The sequence below is a fragment of the Bacillus aquiflavi genome (assembly GCF_019915265.1).
In the GTDB taxonomy this organism is placed as follows: domain Bacteria; phylum Bacillota; class Bacilli; order Bacillales; family Cytobacillaceae; genus Bacillus_BT; species Bacillus_BT aquiflavi.
The window spans coordinates 157,446-179,824 of the sequence record NZ_CP082780.1 but is presented as its reverse complement, the minus strand read 5'-3'; the positions used below and the strand labels follow the sequence as shown (position 1 = coordinate 179,824).

Annotated in this window: 21 protein-coding genes, 1 pseudogene and 1 riboswitch; of the genes and pseudogenes, 1 reads left to right on the top strand and 21 read right to left on the bottom strand. The window is 35.0% G+C overall.

The window, feature by feature from the left end; all coding sequences use genetic code 11:
- Positions 1 to 48: 48 nt before the first annotated feature.
- The 16 genes and pseudogenes from K6959_RS18585 to K6959_RS00865 form a co-directional block, all read right to left on the bottom strand.
- Entirely contained in the window at positions 49 to 639 is a 591-nt protein-coding gene (locus K6959_RS18585; RefSeq protein ID WP_246234896.1) for a DUF4352 domain-containing protein, read from the bottom strand.
- Positions 640 to 840: 201 nt separating this feature from the next.
- Positions 841 to 975: pseudogene (locus K6959_RS19735) on the bottom strand (tyrosine-type recombinase/integrase); the annotation flags it as partial.
- 112 nt (positions 976 to 1,087) lie between these two features.
- Positions 1,088 to 1,627, bottom strand: coding sequence for a tyrosine-type recombinase/integrase (locus K6959_RS00930; RefSeq protein ID WP_163243247.1), 540 nt, complete (start codon positions 1,625 to 1,627; stop codon positions 1,088 to 1,090).
- A 149-nt stretch (positions 1,628 to 1,776) separates the two neighbouring features.
- A complete protein-coding gene (gene guaA / locus K6959_RS00925; protein WP_394373017.1) occupies positions 1,777 to 3,393 on the bottom strand; it encodes a glutamine-hydrolyzing GMP synthase in 1,617 nt (538 codons plus the stop codon).
- Positions 3,394 to 3,474: 81 nt separating this feature from the next.
- Positions 3,475 to 3,576, bottom strand: a riboswitch (purine riboswitch).
- 35 nt (positions 3,577 to 3,611) lie between these two features.
- Positions 3,612 to 5,825: a transglutaminaseTgpA domain-containing protein gene (locus tag K6959_RS00920; protein WP_223087374.1), complete on the bottom strand. Its 2,214-nt coding sequence runs from the start codon at positions 5,823 to 5,825 to the stop codon at positions 3,612 to 3,614.
- Entirely contained in the window at positions 5,822 to 6,955 is a 1,134-nt protein-coding gene (locus K6959_RS00915; RefSeq protein WP_246234894.1) for a DUF58 domain-containing protein, read from the bottom strand. Before K6959_RS00915 ends, K6959_RS00920 begins: the two co-directional genes overlap by 4 nt.
- A 31-nt stretch (positions 6,956 to 6,986) precedes the next feature.
- Positions 6,987 to 7,943 (bottom strand): AAA family ATPase, encoded by a 957-nt coding sequence (locus K6959_RS00910; RefSeq protein WP_163243250.1) that lies wholly within the window; start codon positions 7,941 to 7,943, stop codon positions 6,987 to 6,989.
- Between the two features lie 291 nt (positions 7,944 to 8,234).
- A complete protein-coding gene (locus tag K6959_RS00905; protein WP_223087373.1) occupies positions 8,235 to 8,636 on the bottom strand; it encodes a hypothetical protein in 402 nt (133 codons plus the stop codon).
- Between the two features lie 607 nt (positions 8,637 to 9,243).
- A complete protein-coding gene (locus K6959_RS00900) occupies positions 9,244 to 9,648 on the bottom strand; it encodes a hypothetical protein (RefSeq protein ID WP_163243252.1) in 405 nt (134 codons plus the stop codon).
- Positions 9,649 to 9,960: 312 nt separating this feature from the next.
- Entirely contained in the window at positions 9,961 to 10,305 is a 345-nt protein-coding gene (locus K6959_RS00895; protein ID WP_223087371.1) for a hypothetical protein, read from the bottom strand.
- Complete coding sequence (locus tag K6959_RS00890; RefSeq protein WP_223087369.1) at positions 10,299 to 11,927, bottom strand: DUF6792 domain-containing protein; 1,629 nt, start codon at positions 11,925 to 11,927, stop codon at positions 10,299 to 10,301. The genes K6959_RS00895 and K6959_RS00890 overlap by 7 nt, the downstream gene beginning before the upstream one ends.
- 147 nt (positions 11,928 to 12,074) lie before the next feature.
- Positions 12,075 to 12,635 carry a hypothetical protein gene (locus K6959_RS00885; RefSeq protein ID WP_223087368.1) on the bottom strand — a complete coding sequence of 187 codons (561 nt, stop codon included), beginning with the start codon at positions 12,633 to 12,635 and terminating at the stop codon, positions 12,075 to 12,077.
- Between the two features lie 190 nt (positions 12,636 to 12,825).
- Positions 12,826 to 13,479, bottom strand: a complete 654-nt coding sequence (locus K6959_RS00880; protein WP_223087367.1) for a hypothetical protein — start codon at positions 13,477 to 13,479, stop codon at positions 12,826 to 12,828.
- A 141-nt stretch (positions 13,480 to 13,620) separates the two neighbouring features.
- Positions 13,621 to 14,310, bottom strand: a complete 690-nt coding sequence (locus K6959_RS00875) for a hypothetical protein (RefSeq protein WP_223087365.1) — start codon at positions 14,308 to 14,310, stop codon at positions 13,621 to 13,623.
- Positions 14,311 to 14,730: 420 nt separating this feature from the next.
- Positions 14,731 to 15,153 carry a hypothetical protein gene (locus tag K6959_RS00870; protein ID WP_223087363.1) on the bottom strand — a complete coding sequence of 141 codons (423 nt, stop codon included), beginning with the start codon at positions 15,151 to 15,153 and terminating at the stop codon, positions 14,731 to 14,733.
- Positions 15,154 to 15,588: 435 nt separating this feature from the next.
- Positions 15,589 to 15,825 carry a helix-turn-helix transcriptional regulator gene (locus K6959_RS00865; protein WP_223087361.1) on the bottom strand — a complete coding sequence of 79 codons (237 nt, stop codon included), beginning with the start codon at positions 15,823 to 15,825 and terminating at the stop codon, positions 15,589 to 15,591.
- 206 nt (positions 15,826 to 16,031) lie between these two features.
- Between K6959_RS00865 and K6959_RS00860 the strand changes: the two genes are divergently transcribed.
- Positions 16,032 to 16,403, top strand: coding sequence for a helix-turn-helix domain-containing protein (locus tag K6959_RS00860; protein ID WP_223087360.1), 372 nt, complete (start codon positions 16,032 to 16,034; stop codon positions 16,401 to 16,403).
- A 623-nt stretch (positions 16,404 to 17,026) separates the two neighbouring features.
- On the opposite strand, the gene K6959_RS00855 is transcribed toward K6959_RS00860, so the two are convergent.
- The 5 genes from K6959_RS00855 to K6959_RS00835 all read right to left on the bottom strand — a co-directional run bounded on the left by K6959_RS00855 (position 17,027) and on the right by K6959_RS00835 (position 22,191).
- Positions 17,027 to 17,407 (bottom strand): hypothetical protein, encoded by a 381-nt coding sequence (locus tag K6959_RS00855; protein ID WP_163242849.1) that lies wholly within the window; start codon positions 17,405 to 17,407, stop codon positions 17,027 to 17,029.
- A gap of 593 nt (positions 17,408 to 18,000) precedes the next feature.
- Complete coding sequence (locus tag K6959_RS00850; RefSeq protein ID WP_223087359.1) at positions 18,001 to 18,357, bottom strand: hypothetical protein; 357 nt, start codon at positions 18,355 to 18,357, stop codon at positions 18,001 to 18,003.
- A gap of 43 nt (positions 18,358 to 18,400) precedes the next feature.
- Complete coding sequence (locus K6959_RS00845) at positions 18,401 to 19,486, bottom strand: HlyD family secretion protein (RefSeq protein ID WP_163242851.1); 1,086 nt, start codon at positions 19,484 to 19,486, stop codon at positions 18,401 to 18,403.
- The gene (locus tag K6959_RS00840; RefSeq protein ID WP_163242852.1) at positions 19,473 to 19,970 is read right to left on the bottom strand and encodes a hypothetical protein; all 498 of its coding nucleotides are present in this window, start codon (positions 19,968 to 19,970) and stop codon (positions 19,473 to 19,475) included. Before K6959_RS00840 ends, K6959_RS00845 begins: the two co-directional genes overlap by 14 nt.
- Positions 19,957 to 22,191 carry a peptidase domain-containing ABC transporter gene (locus K6959_RS00835; RefSeq protein ID WP_223087357.1) on the bottom strand — a complete coding sequence of 745 codons (2,235 nt, stop codon included), beginning with the start codon at positions 22,189 to 22,191 and terminating at the stop codon, positions 19,957 to 19,959. Before K6959_RS00835 ends, K6959_RS00840 begins: the two co-directional genes overlap by 14 nt.
- Positions 22,192 to 22,379 lie beyond the last annotated feature (188 nt).

Below are 22,379 nucleotides of genomic sequence, written 5' to 3'. Positions count from 1 at the left end.
CCGCGCAAAAAAAATTAGACCTTCGCTAATTTGCGAAAGTCTTACGTTTTATTGTAATTTAATTATAACGCTGTCGTCGGTAAAAGGATTCGGCGAATAAATTAATTCGAGGTCTTGGTCGCCGGCCGGCACTTCGAACGACACCGTACCCTCAACCGTTCCGCCTGCTGCTAATTCGCCCGAGCTTAGCGCTGTGTTAGAGTCTACTATCGTTATCGCCTGATCAACTATATTACCACTGCTCGTTTTTATTTTAAAACTCATCGGATTGTACGAGATGTTCTTTTCGCCACCGTTCTCAATCTTGACGTTTACAACTATGAACTCGTGCCCGTCTTTTGCTTTATCGTAATTGCCCGACGTTTTCCGCTCGACGTTGACCGCCGACACATTATGATTTTTAATTTCGGCAGTATCGCCTATTTTATAATCTTTCGGCGCTTCTTCTTCCGCAACTTTCGACTTTTCCTCTGCTCCGCCGCTCTTAACTTCACCCGCCGTTGTGGTAGCGACTTTTTCTGCACCGCCTTTAGCACTTTCTTTGTCCTCGCCCATGCCCGCGCCTACCGCGCCCAGTACGATAATAAGTGCAACCCAAAAGTACCAACGCTTGAAAATCGGTTTCTTCGTTTTTTCCAACCGTAACCCTCCCGTAATGTAATTGTTAGTTTGACTATATTGTACCATATTCCGTAATTTTATCCAAATTAGTTTTATCGGTATATCTCGTAATGGGCTTGTCCTGCGTCCAATTTCGAGGACATCGTCCATCTGTAGACCTCGTAGGTACTGCGTAGTGATGTCAATATTACTGTGACCAAGCAATCGAGACAGTGAGTAAACGTCTATACCTTGCTTAATCTGCCTTTGCGCAAAGTAGTGCCGGCAATCGTGCGGGCTGCAACGAATTTCCTCGCGTACCTTCGCTTTTTTCCCCGCTTTTCTCAGTATCTTGTTTACGTTTGAGCGGGACATGCCGTCCGCCTCTTGATTTAAAAAGTAATAATCCCCGACCATGCTCGCCGGCAAATGCTCAAAACGGAGCTTTCTCGCTCGTTCAAAGCGTTTCATTTGGCGGTGCATCTTTTTAATACCGCTCGTGACTGCCTTTTCCTCGGATAAATATACGGTCAATAAATACATCACTATTCTTTAGTCCGACTAATTCACTAACCCTTATGCCTGTCTCGAATAAAAATATAAGTACCGTCTTATCTCGGATATTGCTATATGTCTGCGTGCCGGTAGAGTCGATTATCTGCTTAACTTCATCGTCCGTAAATGTCGTTATAACTGTGCGGCCTTCTTTCAGATTTTTAATATCGGTCATCGGATTGTTTTCTTTTTTGATAACCCCCATATCTACTAAAAACTTGAAAAATACCTTTAACGTAGCCAATCGGTTATTAATCGTGATATTCTTTTCACGTCCCAAATTCTGCCTGTGACGTATAAATAGCTTGATATGCTTTTCGGTTACCAGCGTTACATTGTCGATAAATAGCTCGTCGATCATGTACGTTTTCCAACTATTTAGGCGATGCTGGCATAGCGCGACATACTTTTTCGATAATCCATTTATGTGCTGCTCGAACTCAAATTCCTTGATCGCATCAACTATTTTCAACGTAAAAAAGCACCTCCTTTACCCGATTAAAAGTAAAAGAGGCGCTTTTTATAGTTGCGCATTGAAACGTATTTAGTTGTACCGTTTTTTAGCGAATAGCTTAGCGTCAATATCTACGGTGTTTATACGATATGCGAACAAATGTTCCTTCATTCCCACTCAATTGTAGCAGCCGGCTTACTCGTAATATCATACACAACCCTGTTGACGTGGTCTACTTCATTTACAATTCTTGTTGAGATTTTTTCTAACACATCCCACGGAATTCGTGCCCAGTCTGAAGTCATTCCATCGATAGATGTGACAGCACGAATGCCAATCGTATAATCATACGTACGGGCATCACCCATCACACCGACACTGCGAATGTTAGGCAAAACGGTGAAATATTGCCAAATATCACGTTCTAGACCTGCCTTGGCAATCTCTTCGCGTAAAATCGCATCAGAATCGCGGACAATTTTAAGCTTGTCCTCGGTAATTTCCCCAAGTACACGAATACCAAGACCAGGGCCTGGGAACGGCTGACGCCAAACGATCTCATCTGGAATGCCAAGTTCTGTTCCAAGCGCACGAACTTCATCTTTAAATAACATTTTTAACGGCTCAATTAAAGTGAATGCCATGTCTTCAGGCAGACCGCCGACATTATGATGTGATTTTATCGTTTGTGCAGTTGCCGTTCCACTTTCAATAATGTCAGTATATAACGTTCCTTGGGCTAAAAACTCTATTCCTTCTAACTTAGCCGCTTCATCATCAAACACATAAATGAATTCATTGCCGATGATTTTGCGCTTTTTCTCAGGATCAGTTACTCCTACAAGTTTATTTAAGAAACGATCTTTAGCATCAATCTTAATGACGTTCATATGAAAGCCGTCGGCAAACGTCTTCATTACACTTTCAGCTTCACCTTTGCGAAGTAAACCGTGGTCAACAAAAATACAAGTAAGCTGGTCACCAATCGCTTTATGAAGCAGAACTGCGACAACAGAAGAGTCAACTCCTCCGCTCAACGCACAAAGAACCTTTTTATCTCCAACCGTTTCACGTATTTTTTCAACTTCCAATTCTATAAAATTTTCCATCGTCCAATCGCCTTTACATCCGCAAATGTGAAAGACGAAGTTTTTGATGATTTCATTGCCAAATACAGAATGATGGACTTCAGGATGGAACTGAACTGCATACATATTTCGTGTTGGATCACTCATAGCAGCAATCGGACCAGATGGATTCGTTCCATTTACAATAAAACCTTCAGGTGCTTCAACAACAAGATCGCCATGGCTCATCCAAACGGCTTGTTCATTAGGCAAACCTTCGAAAAGCGGTGACTGTTGTTCAATAGTTAACACAGCTTTCCCATACTCTCTCTGTTTCGCACGCTCTACCTTTCCACCGTAATGTACCGCCATTAATTGCATACCGTAGCAAACCCCTAAAATTGGGAGCCCCAGTTCAAAAATTTGTTTATCGCACTGAAAAGCATTATCACCATATACACTATTTGGACCGCCAGAAAGAATAATCCCTTTCGGATTCATTGCTTTAATTTCTTCTGCTGTTATTGTATGTGGATGAAGCTCACTATAAACTCCAAGCTCACGAATACGGCGAGTAATTAATTGATTATATTGACTGCCAAAATCAAGTACAATAACTTTTTCTTCTTTTTGTAAAAATTCGTTCCCCGACACGTAGGTCACCTCATTTAGTTTAAGTAAATTAACTGATTCTTCTCCTATTGTAAACATCTTCATAGGAAAGCTTGCACATAAAATAAAGAAAACTAGAACTCCCCTTTTTCATGAATATAAAAAACAGATTTCTAGTCTAAAGCACATTTTAAAATCTGCCTTCATAGTCAAATCATTTACGGTGATTTGGTAGAAACTTTCGAACCATATTATCGAGGATATATGAATGGCATCTACTATATTCAGCTAATGATTATTTTATCAAGATGTTAAAAATGTGGTCAAGTTCTCATTGTTTTAATTAAATTTTCCCATAATTCGTTCACCTCTGCAATTTCTTCGACTGCTAATTCTCCACTATATACGTATTGTTCATACTTTAAAGTTAAACAAGTCATCTCATTTATCGAAAAGAAACGATCCACATGTTTTGCAAATTCACGAAGAGTATCGCCGTTTTTTCTCTCTAAACCAATACGTTCCAATTCTTTTAATAAAACAAAATAAGCTTTTTCAAATTGCTCTGGATCGTGAAAATTCTTATATTTAACAAGATAATAATATGGAAGCCATTTACCGCGAATGAAATATAGGACAAATGCGACGGCAAGCATGAAACATAATAAAAGAACCATCCATTTCCAACCGTTTTTCAAAAAGTCGGCGGCACTTTTCCACCATTTCTCAAGCATTGTAGGAGCAACAGTCGAATCCTTTTCAGTCTTTTCAACCTTTTCTTGCTTAGGCTGCTCAATTTCTTGCTCTGGCTGTTCTTTTTCAACTTCTTCCTGTTTATGTTGATTTAATTGGTAGTTAAATTGAGCATTATTGGAAAATCCTTTTGTCGGTTCAAAAGGGACCCAGCCAACATTTGGGAAATAAACTTCAACCCAAGAATGGGCATTATTGTTCGTAATCTCGTATAACTTTTTTCCACTTTGGGAAACTCCTTTATATTCCCCCTCGGTAAATCCTTTCACCCAGCGGCTCGGAATTCCTACAGACCGCATCATGACAACCATCGAAGACGAAAAGTTATCACAGTACCCTTTTTTCGTTTCAAATAAAAACTGATCAACGTAATCATCACGATCTGAAGGAATGGCAACATCGCGCTGATCATAAAAAAATTCTCCACTTTGAAAAAAGCGTTCGACCGCCTTAGCTTTATCAAACCAATTACTTTCCGCGCTAGTAATTTCTTCAGCTAAATGAGTCGTTCGTTGCGGCAATCCCTCTGGAAGTTGGGTATATTGTTCAATAAAAGACTGAGGCAAATCAGCCGCATTCACATCAGTTACTTCTTTTAAATGTTCTACATGATAAGATGGGTTATGATACGTAATGTCATAATTGCTTAACGCAATAGCCTTTCCATTATAAATTGGCTCAATTTTTCCTGTCGACTTATTCACATTGTAGGATAGATCACCATTAGATGAAGTGTCGGTATGAATATATTTAATTCCATTAGGATAAAAAATATGAACGTAATCACGGTTCATAATGACAGATGAACGCTGCTCTGTCGTTTCCACCCCGTCGAGAATATCAACAATCGGAATACGTTCGTCTTGATGAATGAAAACTACTTTATCATCATGAGACCTTTCCCATCCTTTACCTGTATACACATCTTTTGTTTCTGCCTTCCAATAATGCTTTGAATCGATCTCTGTAGTAAAGACAACCTCATCATCTCCAACAAATGGCCCGCCTAAGTTCGAATCATCCATACTATAACCAACTTTTGAAGCTTGTTCTCTTTCATTTCCTTGTCCAACGGATTTAAAAAAAGGAACTGGATCAGGCCACATAGGCCCCGCCTTTGGACCAACGAACCCTGTAATGATACATAGTAAAACAATACTTAAGCATACGCTAAACCATTTCTTCATCATTGAGCGATTTTGTACATTTATTTCCTGTTCATTTAATCTAATAAAGGCAAGCATGCCTAATAAAATAAATCCGGTGCTAACGGTCCGTACAATCGCCCATTTTGCATCATACGGAGTAAAAATATCTAAAACGGTAATATAAGTAATCGTCATCAAAAGAAAAAGGAACATACTTCTCAACTTAATCAGCCAATAATGAATTAAATAAGTAATTAACCATAATAAAATATAGAAAAGTAAACTTCTAAAAGGATTGCTTAACTGATCCCACTCACGGCTAAAAAGGAACTGAATATTCTTCTTAACATCAGCTAAAAATAGCGGAAACCACTTAAATTTGAAAAAAGAGGCGTTCAAATATAAATGATTTAACGAGTAAATAATATAAACAACTTTAACAAAGACAGTCAATGAAGTATTCACATTAAAAAAAGCGAGCCCAAAAGAGATGACAATAAAAAGGATAAATAGATGAATATATCCTGTATCTGTTAATTGCTCAATCGGACGGAACCACTCTAGCAATAAAATAAAACTAAAAATATACAATAGAAGAGAGATGACTTTTTTAGAAGCTGCCTCTTGATTCATCATCGGCTCACCTCCGAAAAAGCATCGACAATTTTAACATGAATTCCTCGAGAAAGTGCAAACGTTAATAAAGGATGCTCTTCATTACTTTCTTTATCCTTCTTACCTTGGATTAAAAAAATCGTAGCTGCCCCCTGAGAAGTGTACTGTCCCACTTTTTCAATAATTGCTTTATTCAATTGTCCAGTTATAATGACTGGTGCTGCACTTTGTCGTAATGAAATTCGTTCCATATCTAGCACTCTATCTAAAGGAACTGCACTATTATCAGCTACTCTTATGAAGTGATGAAAAAGCTGCCGCTCCTGCTCTATCCCTCCCCCGCAAGGGAAAAATACTCGGTCTGGACCGAAAGAAAGGAGACTGATTTGAATCCCTTTTCTCGTCATTGCCTTCATGAGTGAAGCAGTAAACGAAACAATATCTTCAAAATAAACGTTCGGGCTCCGATCCATTACAAGTAGCATATAATGCGAATGAGGCTGTTCAAATTCCTTCGTCATCATTTCATTTCGTTTTGCACTAGCTTTCCAATTAATCCAAGAATAACGATCACCTGGCTGATACTTCCTCACTCCGGTTGCTACAGTCGTTTCTCTTTGGATTCTTTCCATAGAAGCAGCTATTCCATGATCATGGCGATTTATTAGTGGGGAATAAACAATATCAACAACTTTTGGATAGACAATTATTTTATTCTCACAAGTTAACACTGTTTCCTTTTTCATTAAGCCAAACGGATCGCCTGTTTTTAAGTGAACGGATTGTAAAAAATGTTCGCCACGCGGCAAATGTTCAATGATATATTCACAGCTCATTTCTTTACGAAAACCGGGAATAAGAAGCACTTTCGTCGTTCTCTCCATAGATGAGAACTGTTCCTTCACAACTAAATAAAGTAACGGAAATGGGAAACGGCGTCGAAGCTTTAAAGTGACTTTTAACTTTTCACCAACGGTCAACTCGGCTTTAACCAATTCTCTCTTCACGTGAATATGCTTCAAATCATAAAAAAATAAGCTAAGAGCATAGAGACCCATTGGAATTAAGCTATAAAATAAAAACCAGCTGACAAATCCACCTTGAAACATCGCATACGAAAAGACAACACCGACTAAACATAAGAGTGTCATTAGCCTCGAGAAAGCGATCACTCTTTTCATACTATCTCACTAACCTTTGCACTGGAACAGAAGTTTCTTCTAGTATACGGGAAATGATTTCTTCTGAGCGAAAGCCTGCATATTTCGCCTCTGATTTCATCATGAGACGATGAGTGAACACGAAAGGAGTTAAATATTGAATATCATCAGGAATGACATAATCTCTTCCATACATAAACGCATACGCTTGGGCCGCTTTCATTAACGCAATAGATCCGCGGGGACTTACACCTAAGTAAACGCTATTATGATTCCTCGTTCCGTTTGCAAGATCAACAATATAACGCTTGATCGTCTCATCGACGAATACGTTTTTAATTTGCTGCTGCAAAACAATTAAGTCTGCGATATCGATAACCGGTTGCAGTTCTTCAATTGGCGGTACTTTCATTGCCCTACGTAACACTTCCATCTCCTCATCAAAATGAGGGTAGCCCATTTCCATTTTTAATAAAAAGCGATCTAGCTGTGCTTCAGGAAGCGGGTACGTTCCTTCATACTCAATCGGATTTTGCGTTGCCATAACAAAAAAGGGCTTATCAAGCTTATGAGTGACCCCATCTATCGTCACACTGCCCTCCTCTAATCCTTCCAGCAATGCCGATTGTGTTTTAGGTGAAGTACGATTAATTTCATCGGCTAAAATAATGTTCCCCATAATCGGACCAGGTCTAAATTGAAATTCCATTTCCTTTGGGTTATAGATTGAGACCCCTGTCACATCAGACGGCAAAAGGTCAGGTGTAAATTGGATTCGTTTAAATTGAGCATTAACTGATTTCGCCAATGCTTTAACTAACATTGTCTTCCCAACACCAGGCACATCTTCAAGCAACACATGTCCGCCTGATAACAAAGCGACTAAACTTAATTCAGCTACATTCCGCTTACCAATCATTACTTTTTCAATATTGTGCAATATATTTTCAATCATATAATTCATTTTATTTACGATCATTTTTTCCTCCTGCTAGAATACCGCTTACCTTTTTTATATTAAAAATTCTTCTTAGTTTTATTTGAAAATTCTTTCAAATTGATCACTTCTTCTCAAAGTATTATTCGACAAAATTTATTATTTTCCTGTAATAAAAATTGCTCCCATTTATTTAAGTCGTTTATTTAATTGATTTAGTTACATCACTTTGTATTTTATTCGCTCATTTTGTCAGATTACACCTTTTTCGCATATAAACCTCAAAAAAATAAACCTTGTGAAAAAAACATGTTTTTTCGCAAGGTTCATAAATCAGCGCGTCTTTTCTAGTTGAATAATATGTAATACAAGCGCAAACAACGTCAAGGCAACATTCACGCCAAAGAATAAATCCTTCCTTGAGGTACTTAATATTAATGTAAAAAAGAGTAATAAAAAAAGAAGTGCAAGGGAAACTTTTGATCCCTTTTGAGCAATAACCATAACGATCACAGTAATCGCTAATAATATACACACAATGATTAAGAGAGGAGCATCCTTCACAACCAGATTAGCAACCTCTACACTCTCTCCACCTTTATCCTTACCTATATTTACTAAATATTCAAAAAAGGAAGCAATCTCGTTAATCATTTTACCCATATTAAATAATAATAGATTCAAAAGATTAACTAATATCCCAATAAAGAGAAAGAAAATTTCAAAAGTAGCCAAAGTGATTTAAAACCTCCCGATATAAATTAAATAGTTACTCCAAAATTTTTAACAACATTTTAATCTAATATATGATGTTTCAGCTAATATTTCATATTTTACAAGAGGTGAGTCTGTCAACTCCTTAAATTCTCACCTTTAAGTGTTGCGATTTACCGTTGACAGATAGCATAGATCGTTCACTTCCCAAAGTAAGCAGTCATGAAAAAAATGAAGCCAATTCTTTCTATTTCTTCAACTGCTAAAAAAATAACGAAATAACTAAAGGGAGAATAAGACTAAAAATATTAATTTATACCCAAAGATCTCCTTGATTATTTTTTTCTTTTTTTTCAGATAGTGAAACCACCTTAAGTCTAAATTTAAAGACATTCGATATTAAAAATGGCTGCCCAAGTGACACCAATATAAACTGCCTCTTCTTTTATTATGCGCATTTACACGTGCTGAAACTAGGGACTAACAGCCTGTTTGTACATCTGCAATAGCAGTTATCCCAATTTCAGTTATGATATAAGCACCACCTGCAACAGAAACGCAATAAACCGCAAAGTCTTTTGCTTTTAATTTATTTTTTGTTGTTCTAATTAAATGAGCACTGTTTCGGTTATAACGTCTTTTCTAGTCGAACGATATGCAGTGCGAGCGCAAACAATGTAAAGGCAGCATTAAAACCATAGAAAGGGTCGATAGAAATACTTAATATTAATGTAATAAAAAATGAAAAACCAATAAAGACGAGTGAAATTTTTAACCCTTTTCGAGCAATCACCATAATTAAGGCAGTAAGTGCTAATAATATACTCACGACCGTCAAAACAGGAGCATATTGAACGATTAGATCAACATCCTCTAAACTTCCTCCAATTGTCTCTTTACCGTAATTCACCATTTTATTGAAAAATAAAGCAACTTCTGTAATCATTTCATCTAAAGCAAGAAATATCATACATAATGAATTCCCAAGTATTCCAAGAATAAGAAAAACAATTTCGAAAATAAATAAAACCATTCAAACGGCCTCCCGGTATAGATCAAATGAATTGCTCCAATATTTTATCAACAAAAATGAATGAGACGACTACTTATGAAAGAATCATATTGTCAGTTAAGATGTTTCATTTGACATTTCATCTTTTACAAAAAACTGGGGCTTTCATCGTTCTTCTTCAGCTAATTTAGCCAAATAGTTATAGAGCGGATTTTAATAGGACAAAGTATGCGAAGGGATTCTTTTACGAAATGGGGAAATGAAGTGAAAGCAAAGAAACTACCGTCAACAGTTTGAAAGCCACTACGTTTTGTGTGGCTTTATGAACAAATATTATCGTGAAGTTTCTATCGGAACGAGCTCTGTTTCATATTGATATTCTTGATTCACTGTATCTGAAAGCTGTTGTTGAAAATAACGAATTAACTGTGACATTTTCGCTTCATTCGAACTATGCAACGAGAGCATCATTTCTTTTTTGTCGTAAAGACGAGCGGTAAATTCCTGACGAAACTTGCCTTTGAACCCAGATGACTTTGTCGTGTATCCTTTATTAAAAAAATGATCATTTTGATTTTCGATTGCTGACAAATAATTTTTTAATGCTTTTTCAGCATCCATGACAGACTCTTCAACAAAGTGATGTAATTGTAACTGGACAAAACCTCGATTCACCATGACTGTCTTCTTTCTAAATGGGTATCAAATAATAGGGCAATACGCTCATCTGTTTCCGCCAACTTTTTAATTCCGTCTTTATATTTTTCTAAAAACTCTTTTTGGCGATTCGTTTCTAACCGAATCCCTGCAATCACTTCATCAAAAAGCATCGTAATATTTGGTGCAAGCTGTGGTCTTGGACGATCTAAAAAGCGAAAATTCGAATATTTTACATGATATTGCACATCGACCGTATAGCGGTCAGATGATGATAAAAATGCTTCTGGATTCTCTTCAATTTCAGCCATCTGCTGTGTTGTATATGTCACATGTCTTTGATAACTTTCGACAATATACGTTTGAAAGACACGTTCCATTGCTGGAATTGTTTCCTCTTTTCCAAACAAAAGCGAATAACCTTCGCTATAAAAGCGATAGGCAGCATCAAGGTTAATCTCAATTTCTCCGCCATCAATATCCGCCACTTTTATCATTAGCTCGTTGTTCACAATTTTTTGCTGCGATTGTTTCGCGATTTGTGCAATCACGACATCCATTGCATGACCTGTCAAATCGATTCCTTCAAAGTCATCAATTAAATGACCAATCCTTCGCTCAAAATCATTATGGAATAATGATGGAAGAGCTGCCGCAACGAAGCCTGATTTTGCGAAGAATGCTATTTCAGGATAAGATAAACCTTTCACTTGATTCGCCCGATCTAGTATAGACACAATCATTCCCGTTAAATCCGGATACTTGGCGGCTAAGTCTACTGGTCTGCCTACTTTCGAATCAGAATCAAATGTAACGACATTCATCTTATTCGTTAACCGATAAGCATAAGGAAGCGTTAAATTCGTTAACAAATCTTCCTCATTTCGATAGTAAGTGATTTTACTAGCATAGCTGCCTAGCTCTGTGTCGAGAATTGAATATAATTCAGATGGTTTAATTTTGTAAATATCGTGTTCGTCGGCTAAAATACCATATTTATCCTCTACGGTTTTTCTTATTTTATCATGCATTCTAACGATATTGTATACATTCATCGGAGCATCGTTATATACATTTACATCTGTAAACAAATCCCCACTCGTCACCATTAATGTTTGCCCTTGATTTCCACCTAACGAATGAGCATCTAAAAAGAAAACTGGTTTAGTCGATAAATTTTTTTTATTTACTTTTTGAATCACTTCATTTTTAAATTTTTGATTATCTCTAATTTGCGATTGATCGTCACCTAACAGCACTTCATAAGCGTCTGTATATATATCTTCATTTCCGCTAAAAACTATTTCTCTTAAATTTTCAGGATTTTGTTTATATTTCTTTAACGTTTCAAGCCACTTTTCGCCTAATTCTGCAAATTTACTTAAGTCCCCTTCTGTACCGCGGTTAATAACGTATACTTCATTAATCCCTTGGTTCTCATCAAAAAAGTGGACTGCCGTCCCGTTAAAGCCAGACTCTTCACCAATTTGCAATTTATCTGAATGAATAATCTCAAATGGCGGCGGCAATTGTCCGTACTCTTCAATTAAAAACTTTTCCACTGTTTCTTTCGTTAAACCATCATATTCCGCACTCGTTAATCTCGCCCGAACGAGTTCACCTAATACGCCTTTCTGCTTCATTTATTCCACCTCGCAACTTACTTAAATTGAATACTTTCAAGCATTTTTAATGCCATTGCTTTTTCTTTATCAAAGTCAATTTCACATTTTTCACTGCTATCAAAACATTTTTGTCTTAAATTGAAATAGAGCGATTGTTTTGAATGATTATCTGTAATAAATCCATATAAGAAAAAAAATTGTATTTATATTGCCACCCTCAGCTTCATAATTATCAATATTTTCCGCATAGTAAACTGTTTTGTTGTCATCTTTTATCGTTTCAATTTTCGTATCACTTGGTGCATCTATTTGTTCTAACAGGATTTTTAAATCGGCGTCTATTAATACATTTCCGTCCGGTTTTAAAAACAGTTTAATTCCTTTAAGTAATTTATTTTTTTCCAGATGAGTATCACCTAAGCGAAGATATATATTTTCTGTATTGATAACCCCTGAACTCCGCCCTTTTTTACGATAATATGATTCTTTTTCAATCACATAGTTATCTGGAAATATCATCGTATATTTTCCCGTTCCTGATTCAAATAAGTGAAAGCCTTCGGGTGCTTCGCCGTCTTTTAATAAAAACTCACGCGTAAATCCATCTTGAAACGCGGGTGTATCTGGTGTTGTCCATTTGTTCACAGCAAAAATCACTCCTATCATAATGAAGCTAACAATGATTAATGAGAGGATTATTTTTCGTGTTGTCCACGTAAATGCCATCGTGCCACTCCTTGCTTGAAAAAAGTTGATTGATAAACAATATCAAAATAATAATCTTACATAATAGGTTTAATATAACAAATGGATTAATATGTTACAAGATGGTTTATGTATCATTTAATGTCAGATCATCTCATTATTTTACTTAAATTGAACACTTTCAAGCATTTTTAATGCCATCGCTTTTTCTTTATATCAAAGTCAATTTCACATTTTTTTTCTTGTTACTGCTAAAACAAGTATCTTCTAAATTAAAATAAAGCGCTTGTTTTGAGCGATTATCTGTTATAAAAGCATAAAAATAAAAAAAATAAGTATCAATACTGCCGTCTTCGAAAGTATAATCATGAATATTTTCCGCATAGTAAACTGTTTTGTTGTCATCCTTTATCGTTTCAATTTTCGTATCACTTGGAGCATTTATTTTTTTTAACATCACTCTTAAAGCTGCATCGACTAATACATTTCCATCTGGTTTTAAAAAGAGTTTAATTCCTTTAATTTGTTGATTTTTTTTTTTTCGGTGAACACCGTCTTGATGAAGATACACATTCTCTGTATTGATAACCCCTGAACTTCGGCCTTTTTTACGATAATAAGATGATTCTTCAACGACATAATTAGTTGGAAATATCATCGTATATTTTCCCGTTCCTGATTCAAATAAGTGAAAGCCTTCTGGTACTTCGCCGTCTTTTAATAAAAACTCACGCGTAAATCCATCTTGAAACGCGGGTGTATCTGGTGTTGTCCATTTGTTCACAGCAAAAATCACTCCTATCATAATGAAGCTAACAATGATTAATGAGAGGATTATTTTTCGTGTTGTCCACGTAAATGCCATCGTGCCACTCCTTGCTTGAAAAAAGTTGATTGATAAACAATATCAAAATAATAATCTTACATAATAGGTTTAATATAACAAATGGATTAATATGTTACAAGATGGTTTATGTATCATTTAATGTCAGATCATCTCATTATTTTACTTAAATTGAACACTTTCAAGCATTTTTAATGCCATCGCTTTTTCTTTATCAAAGTCAATTTCACATTTTTTCTCGTTACTGTTAAAACAAGTATCTTCTAATTCAAAATAAAGCGCTTGTTTTGAATGATTATCTGTTATAAAAGCATAAAAATAAAAGTAAGTGTCTGTCCCCTCTTCACCTATATAATCATCAATATTTTCTGCATAATATACCGTTTTGTTGTCATCCTTTATCGTTTCAATTTTCGTATCACTTGGAGCATTTATTTGTTCTAACAGGATTTTCAAATCGGCGTCTATTAATACATTTCCATCTGGTTTTAAAAAGAGATTAATTCCTTTAATTTGTTGATTTTTTTTCGGATGAACACCATCCTGATGAAGATATACATTCTCTGTATTGATAACCCCTGAACTTCGGCCTTTTTTACGATAATAAGATGATTCTTCAACGACATAGTTAGCTGGAAATATCATCGTATATTTTCCCGTTCCTGATTCAAATAAATGAAAGCCTTCTGGTGCTTCGCCGTCTTTTAATAAAAACTCACGCGTAAATTGATCTTGAAACGCAGGTGTATCTGGTGTTGTCCATTTGTTCACAGCAAAAATCACTCCTATCATAATGAAGCTAACAATGATTAATGAGAGGATTATTTTTCGTGTTGTCCACGTAAATGCCATCGTGCCACTCCTTGCTTGCTTGAAAAAGTTGATGATTGATAAACAATATCAAAATAATAATCTTACATAATAGGTTTAATATAAACAAATGGATTAATATGTTACAAGATGGTTTATGTATCATTTAATGTCAGATCATCTCATTATTTTACTTAAATTGAACACTTTCAAGCATTTTTAATGCCATCGCTTTTTCTTTATCAAAGTCAATTTCACATTTTTTCTTGTTACTGCTAAAACAAGTATCTTCTAAATTAAAATAAAGCGCTTGTTTTGAGCGATTATCTGTTATAAAAGCATAAAAATATAAATAAGTATCAATACTGCCGTCTTCGAAAGTATAATCATCAATATTTTCCGCATAGTAAACTGTTTTGTTGTCATCCTTTATCGTTTCAATTTTCGTATCACTTGGAGCATTTATTTTTTTTTTAACATCACTCTTAAAGCTGCATCGACTAATACATTTCCATCTGGTTTTAAAAAGAGTTTAATTCCTTTAATTTGTTGATTTTTTTTCGGGTGAACACCGTCCTGATGAAGATATACATTCTCTGTATTGATAACCCCTGAACTTCGGCCTTTTTTACGATAATAAGATGATTCTTCAACGACATAATTAGTTGGAAATATCATCGTATATTTTCCCGTTCCTGATTCAAATAAGTGAAAGCCTTCTGGCGCTTCGCCGTCTTTTAATAAAAACTCACGCGTAAATCCATCTTGAAACGCGGGTGTATCTGGTGTTGTCCATTTGTTCACAGCAAAAATCACTCCTATCATAATGAAGCTAACAATGATTAATGAGAGGATTATTTTTCGTGTTGTCCACGTAAATGCCATCGTGCCACTCCTTGCTTGAAAAAAGTTGATTGATAAACAATATCAAAATAATAATCTTACATAATAGGTTTAATATAACAAATGGATTAATATGTTACAAGATGGTTTATGTGTCATTTAATGTCAGATCATCTCATTATTTTACTTAAATTGAATACTTTCAAGTATTTTTAAGCCCAAAATGGTTCTTTCATCGTTGGTGCTCTCCTATATTCTCGAACCAAAAATAAAAGTGCTGCAATTAATTGCACCTCTCATCGTACCTTTTTTATCTCATGACGTTACCCCCAATGATTAAATTGCTTTTTTCCGTCTTTATTTTACTATTTTGACTTATGTACAAAATATCGATCACCATCGTGCTATTTCTTGTTTAAAAATCATCTTTTTTTGACCCCATATATTCCTTTTCATTTATATTCATCTTTCTTTCTCCTAAACTACCTTTTGCGTATTCTTTTTATTACGATCCTCTAAGGAACGTTCATTTTCAAAAAAAATGGTCCATTCGCAATCAAAAAAGTTAGCCATCCGCTTCGCTACTGGAACCGTCGGCGTTTTTGTTCCATTTTCTATATGTGTGTAGTAGCTTCTTGAAATTTTGCATTGTTCTGCAATATCCTCTTGAGTTAATGACTTGTTCATTCGAATTTTTTTTATCCAAACTCTCAAGATGCCCACCTCCGATTTGTTCTCTAGAGTAACAAGTCTATTTTTATTATAAGTTCCATATAGGGACTCGTCAACATCAAACGATACTTTACGGATCTTTTTTTGAAAGTTTCGCTCAGTAACATTACAATATGTATAAGCGAAATCTTAATGCAGGAGTTCACTGGTTAGTGTAAATCCTCTTGCGTATAGAATGGTGTGATAACATGGATATATTAGCGAAGCGTTTAAAAGCACTTCGAGCGGAAGCAAAGGCAAAAGATAAACGATTCACACAAGAATATGTTGGCAAATTAATTGGTGTTGCACGTACAACATATACCGCCTATGAAAACGGCACAAAAGAACCATCGCTTGAAACAGTGAATAAACTCGCCGATATTTTTAACGTAACAACTGATTATTTACAAGGGCGAACTGATATAAGAAACTTTCAACAAATAAACGAGGAAAAAAAAAGTTTATTTATTATAAACGACCCAGAATTAAGACGCTGGTACAATGAACTTCCCGAAATCGGTGAAGAAGAATTGAAAAAGCTGCATAAGGTTTGGAAAATTTTTAAAAACGAAGAATAAGTTGCGTTCATAAAAAAAAGGACATGATCAAATACTTCTACAAAGTATATAATCATGCCCAAGCATTTTTTGTTTACTAATTACGCTTTTTCCTCGTTCTTAAACATATTTAGAAATAAAAATTGATACATAAGAAAAGTAAATAGTATAAAAAATCCTAAAATAGATAATATCCCCAGGCCACTTGGAAAAATACCTAAATGAAATAGTTCTTTATACAAGTTGATTTCTGTACTAAGAACAGCTAAAAAAGAACAGAATAACTCGAGTTTTCTTTGCGGTGCTTTTAATGAATATTTAACTTTATAAAAATTAAATATATCTCGGAATCTTGAAACCGTTAAGCCTTTATAAGCTCCTGGTAATACCATTGTCATAAAAATGAGAGAAATAGAGTCTCCTTTTTGATATTAGACAATTATATACAATATTAAAAGAATAACAATAATGAGTTTGGACATACATTGCTCCTTAAAGTTATTTAATGGGATATTTACCCAAATTATATCACAATATATAATTTATTAATATTATTTTTGAATATCTTAAAATACTTATAGTTCCATTTTTAAATTATTTACCCTCAAAGTATTTGATCATGTCCAATCATTTTATGTTGACAATCACGCTTTTTCCTCATTCTTAAACATATTTAGAAATAAAAATCGATACATAAGAAAAGTAAACAGTATTGAATATCCTGCCCAAGCTAATGTTTCTAATAAATTAGGAAAAACTCTTAGAGTAAAAAGTTCTTTATATGTACTAACGTCTGTACTAAGGTTAGTTAAAAATGCACAAAATAACTCGAGTTTTCTTTGTGGTGCTTTAAAGGAGTATTTAACTTTATGCAAGTTAAATACTTGATTAAATTGTTGTGCCGTAATCCCTTTGTATATTCCTGGTAGTGCGATTCCAATTAAAAAAGGTAATATAGAATCGTTTTGCTGATATAAAACAACCATATTTAAGATTAAGAGATTGGCGATAATCAGTTTGGACATACATTGCTCCTTAAAGTTACTTAATGGGATATTTACCCAAATAATATCATATCACAATATGTAATTTATTAATATTATTTTTGAATATTTTAAAATACTTGTAGTTCGATTTTTAAATAATTATATTAATAGAAAAAAAGGGGCATGATCAAGTACTCCCTCAAAGTATATGATCATGCCCAATCATTTTACGTTGGTCAATTTACGCTTTTTCTTCGTTCTTAAACATATTTAGAAATAAAAAACGATAAAAAATAAAAGTATATAATATTGAAGATCCTACTAAATAGGCTATTTCTAATATGCTAGGAGAAATACGTAAAATATATAGTTCTTTATACGTGCCAATTTGTATACTGAGATTGACTAAAATGGCACATAATAATTCGAGTTTCTGTTGCGTAGATTTTAATGAATATTTAACCTTATGTAGGTTAAATACCTCGTTGAATTCATGGGCAGATATCCCTTTATAAAATCCTGGTATTCCAATTCCAATATAATAGGGTAATAAAGAGTCTCCATTTTGATATAAAACAAATATATTTAGTATTAGGAGACTAGCAATAATCAGTTTGGACATACATTGCTCCTTAAATTGTTAATGACTTAGACCATGACACGCCTGGAATATTAACACCGATGTTTACACGTCTTAACCCTTTGTTAATCGCCCAGCTCGCCGTGCCTCCTGCTGCGGCAGTAATCGCTGCAGCTGCTCCAGCACCCCATGGTCCCGCTGTTGCTAAATGTCTACAATGCCAACCAACGACACCCGCTACATATGCCCCGCCAACTGCAGCACCCATTTTTCGAGTGCTTGCTTTGAATGTAACACGAAATCCCACGAACCCGCCTCCATCAATATATTGCATTTCTTCTCCTGATACTTCTGCATAGTTGGTTGGGAGTTGTAATACTTGTCTATTTTTTAACGCTATACTGTTCATGTGTATTCCTCCTCTGAATTTCTATCTGTTTTTTTTGATTTTATTAAGCTTTCACGCCTACTAGTTTTAAAAAGTAATTCATGTATGTCGTTTTATTTACTACAAACGTTACTGTTGCGGCCATACCGCTTTTTAATTGGTTCATTCCATGCCGATGAGTTGGTTTAATTTTTACTTTGTAATATCCTCTGCCTTTATCATCGTAGCTGACGTCTTTGTCGATAAAGACTACTCGTCCATTCACTTCACTTTGACCATTGTTCATCCCATCCACCTTGATGACCACATCGGATTGCTGCGAAATATTTACGATCTCGTTACTGCGCACCATCGTTTCAATCATCAGTTGACGATGATCTTCTGTAATGACAGCGATGACCTCGCCAGGAGGAATAACCATTCCTTCATTTAAATCTTTGATGAAATGAATCGTACCTTGTACGGGTGCATATATATTTTGCGAATATTCTTTGTCTTGCAGGGCATTTAGCTGGCTTTCGACTTTCTTCTTTTCCATTTCTAATTCGTTTCTCTCTGCGGCTAAGCTGACGATCGTCTCTTCAATTATTTCTTCGCTTTTTGCCTGATATCTCTCTACGTATTGGGCAATTTCATATTCTGAGTATTTCTGTTTTCGCAATGCTTCCTTATCAACCTCATATTCTTTCATCTTGGCAATATTGGCGGATAGTTTGCTATAAAACTCAGCTTCTCTTTCATTTTTCGGGTCAAATGTATTAATTTTGATCCTTGCCTCTGTTTCAGCCCTTTTCAACAGACCGATTCGGTTCGTCAAAGTTGTGAATTGTTTTTCGAGCACTTCTTTTTCTAATTTAAGATCTTCCGACTTAAACGCTATTAATAAATCACCCCTTTCTACTTCTTGACCTTCGGCTACATGGACATGACTAATTTCATCAGGTTGGTTTGATGATATTTGATAAGTATTTTCGGGAACGATCACCCCTTTTTCTGTATATTTATCTATTTTTTGGGAGTTAACACTCCAAAAAACCACAAATAACATGAGTAGAAATAGGGTAATGATGAATATAAATAAAAACCTTGGCGGCTTTCGATCGTAAAAAATTCTACTATCCGTAAGTTCATTTATTTCATAGATTTTCATGCGACATCGTACTTTCTACTTCCATAAAAATATCTGCCACGACATTTTCATTTCCAATTGGCTCCTTTAAAAACAAAGTGTAACTATCGCCTTTTAGTAATAAATCATGTTCAAATGCGGTTAATTCTAGTTTTGAAAAGGCAAACTTTAAATTTTCTTCTCGTTCACAAAACCGTGCGAATAAACAATTGGGAACTTCTAATGACGCTTTAAATTGATAAATAGGATCTATTTCAGTTATGATTTGATTGAGCTGAACTAATATTTTTTGTTGATGCTCCATCGTTCCATCAGCATTTATGTGCGCATGATTATAAAAAATAATGGGTCCGATCATGTCAGCGCCTTGATTTCTCACGTATTGATCTATCGTTGCTAATACTTTATCTGTCTGATTGAGTTCGTTTTTTTGGCACTCTCTTATTAAAACATTCGTTAATTTTAGTTTCTTATTATGCTTGATGGCAATTTTATCTGTACTCAAGTTTTTCAGCCTCCAGATCGATGTAACTGTCATGCTTCAAATCGCTTCTATCTTTCATTTCATCACTTAAAGATTGATCTTGAAGTAAGCGATAATAGGCTCCTTTCTTCTTGATCAAGCTTGCATGAGAACCGTGCTCACTTACGCTCCCATCCTCTAAAACGCAAATAATATCGCACTCTTTAATCGTCGCTAATCTGTGAGTAATAATGAGCATCGTCGTTTCATTCTTATGTGACAACAGCTTGTTAAAGATGGCTGCCTCATTTTGAAAATCAATGCTGCTTGTTGCTTCATCTAAAATGAATAGCTGACTATTTTTAATGAGCGCTCTTGCAATGCCTATTCTTTGCTTTTCTCCCCCAGAAATCCCTTCGCCCGCTTCTTCAAGAAATGTGTCATACTTGGCAGGCAGCTTTTCGATAAAATTTTTACAAGCCGCAATCTCACACGCTTTCTCAAGTTCCTTTTGGCTCACTTCCTGTGTGCCTAATAATAAATTTTCTCTAATCGTATCGGAAAATAATTGTATTTTTTGCGGAATATAGGCAATTGATTTTCTTAAACTATACGTATCTATGTTTGCTAAACTATTTCCAGCAATTTTAATATCCCCTTTTTCAATCGGAAAATATTTTAGTAGCAATTTCGCTACGGTAGATTTCCCGCTTCCTGACTGACCGACTAGTGCGACTTTTTTTCCAAAAGGAATCGTTAAGGAAAAATCTTTTAAAATTGGAGCTCTGCTTCCGTAACGAAAAGTGACATTTTCTATTTCGATATCCCCGTTAATTTCTTTTATTTCAAGTTTATTTCGCTGTGAAGGCTGCTCTCTTTCAACCTCATAAATCTCAGATAGCCGGTTTAAAGATATATTTGCTTCTTGTATTGTCAGCTGCAATTCAATTAATCTGCCAATCGGATCCATAAAATAGTGTGACAAAGCAATAAAAGCAAGCAGCGTTCCTAACGTTAATTCATTGTTCATAACTGAAGCGGCACCGATGTACATCAGCATCAAATGGCCAACAATTTGAAAACCGCTTGACAATGATTCTTGAAGATTTGAAAAATAGCCTTCTTTAAAGGAAATTTTCAAATTTTTAATATACTCGTGTTCAATTTTTTCAAGTCCTTTTTCTTCTGCTGATAAGGTTTTAATCGTTTCGATTCCCCTTAAAACCTCAATAATATGACTGTTAAGTCTTGCAGAAGATTCCATTTGCGCATAATTTAACTTTTTATAAGGATGTTTAAAAACATAGATCAGGAGACCATTTAGGATGATGAGCACTAAGACAACAAAAAATAACTTGGGATTCATCATGTATAAAACAACACCTGTCGCAAATGCCAACATTAAATCGATCAGCAATGATAATACGAGAGACGTAAATATGTCTTTAATAATAAAAGCATCGTTAAATCTCGTTAAAATATCGCCTGCTTTTCGATTCATAAAAAACTTCATCGGCAGTTTGAAAATGTGCCGAAAGTAACCAATTAATAATGGCATTTCAACTTTTTGCGATAAATAAAGTAAAATATGTTGTCTTACAAACGAAAGAATAACTTGCGTAATCCCAATCGCCAAGAAAAAAATAACAACGATCCGTAATTGATTTTCTAAACCAAAAGGTAATACTTCATCGATGATAACTTTGTTAAATAAGGAAAAAGATATTCCTAACAGTGTTAAAATGATCGATGCAATGATGCTGTATAAAAATAATCTTGATTGCGGAAGTAATATTTTTGTAAATTGTTGAATCATATTGATGTTTTCTTTGCTTTCCTGTGTAAATTCATTATTCGGTATTAACAAAAGAAAAATTCCGCTAAATCGTTGATGAAAGCTTTCGTCACTTTCATTTAGATAACCGCTGGCCGGATCAAAATAGTAGATTTTTTTTTTCGTTATTTTATGTATGACAACAAAATGACTCATCCCTTCATTCGTGATGATGTGGGCAATTGCAGGTAGCGTAAACTTACTTTTCAAACCATCTAACGTCACCTTAATTGCTTTTGCATCAAAGCCTAAAGCCTTAGCGCCCTTTTCCAAGCCATACAAAGTAGTGCCTTTTATATCAGTTCCTAAAATGTCTCTTAATTTCGTAATCGTGATTTCCTTCTTATAGTATTTGCATATCGTTGCTAGACATGCTGCGGCACAATCATTTCTATCAAATTGTCTAACAAAACTACTTTTAAATGACATGTTTTCTTGCCTTCCATATATATTGATCACCGTTTATTTTTTTATAAAGACATTGACCGGAATTGTGATTCACCTCCATTTTGTTCCTAATGGGAGCATTACACATTTATTATATGTTCCTATTTAGGGAGTGTCAATAGTTTTAGATCCTTAAAGGAGCATTATTTGAATGTTTCTTTCAGTAACAT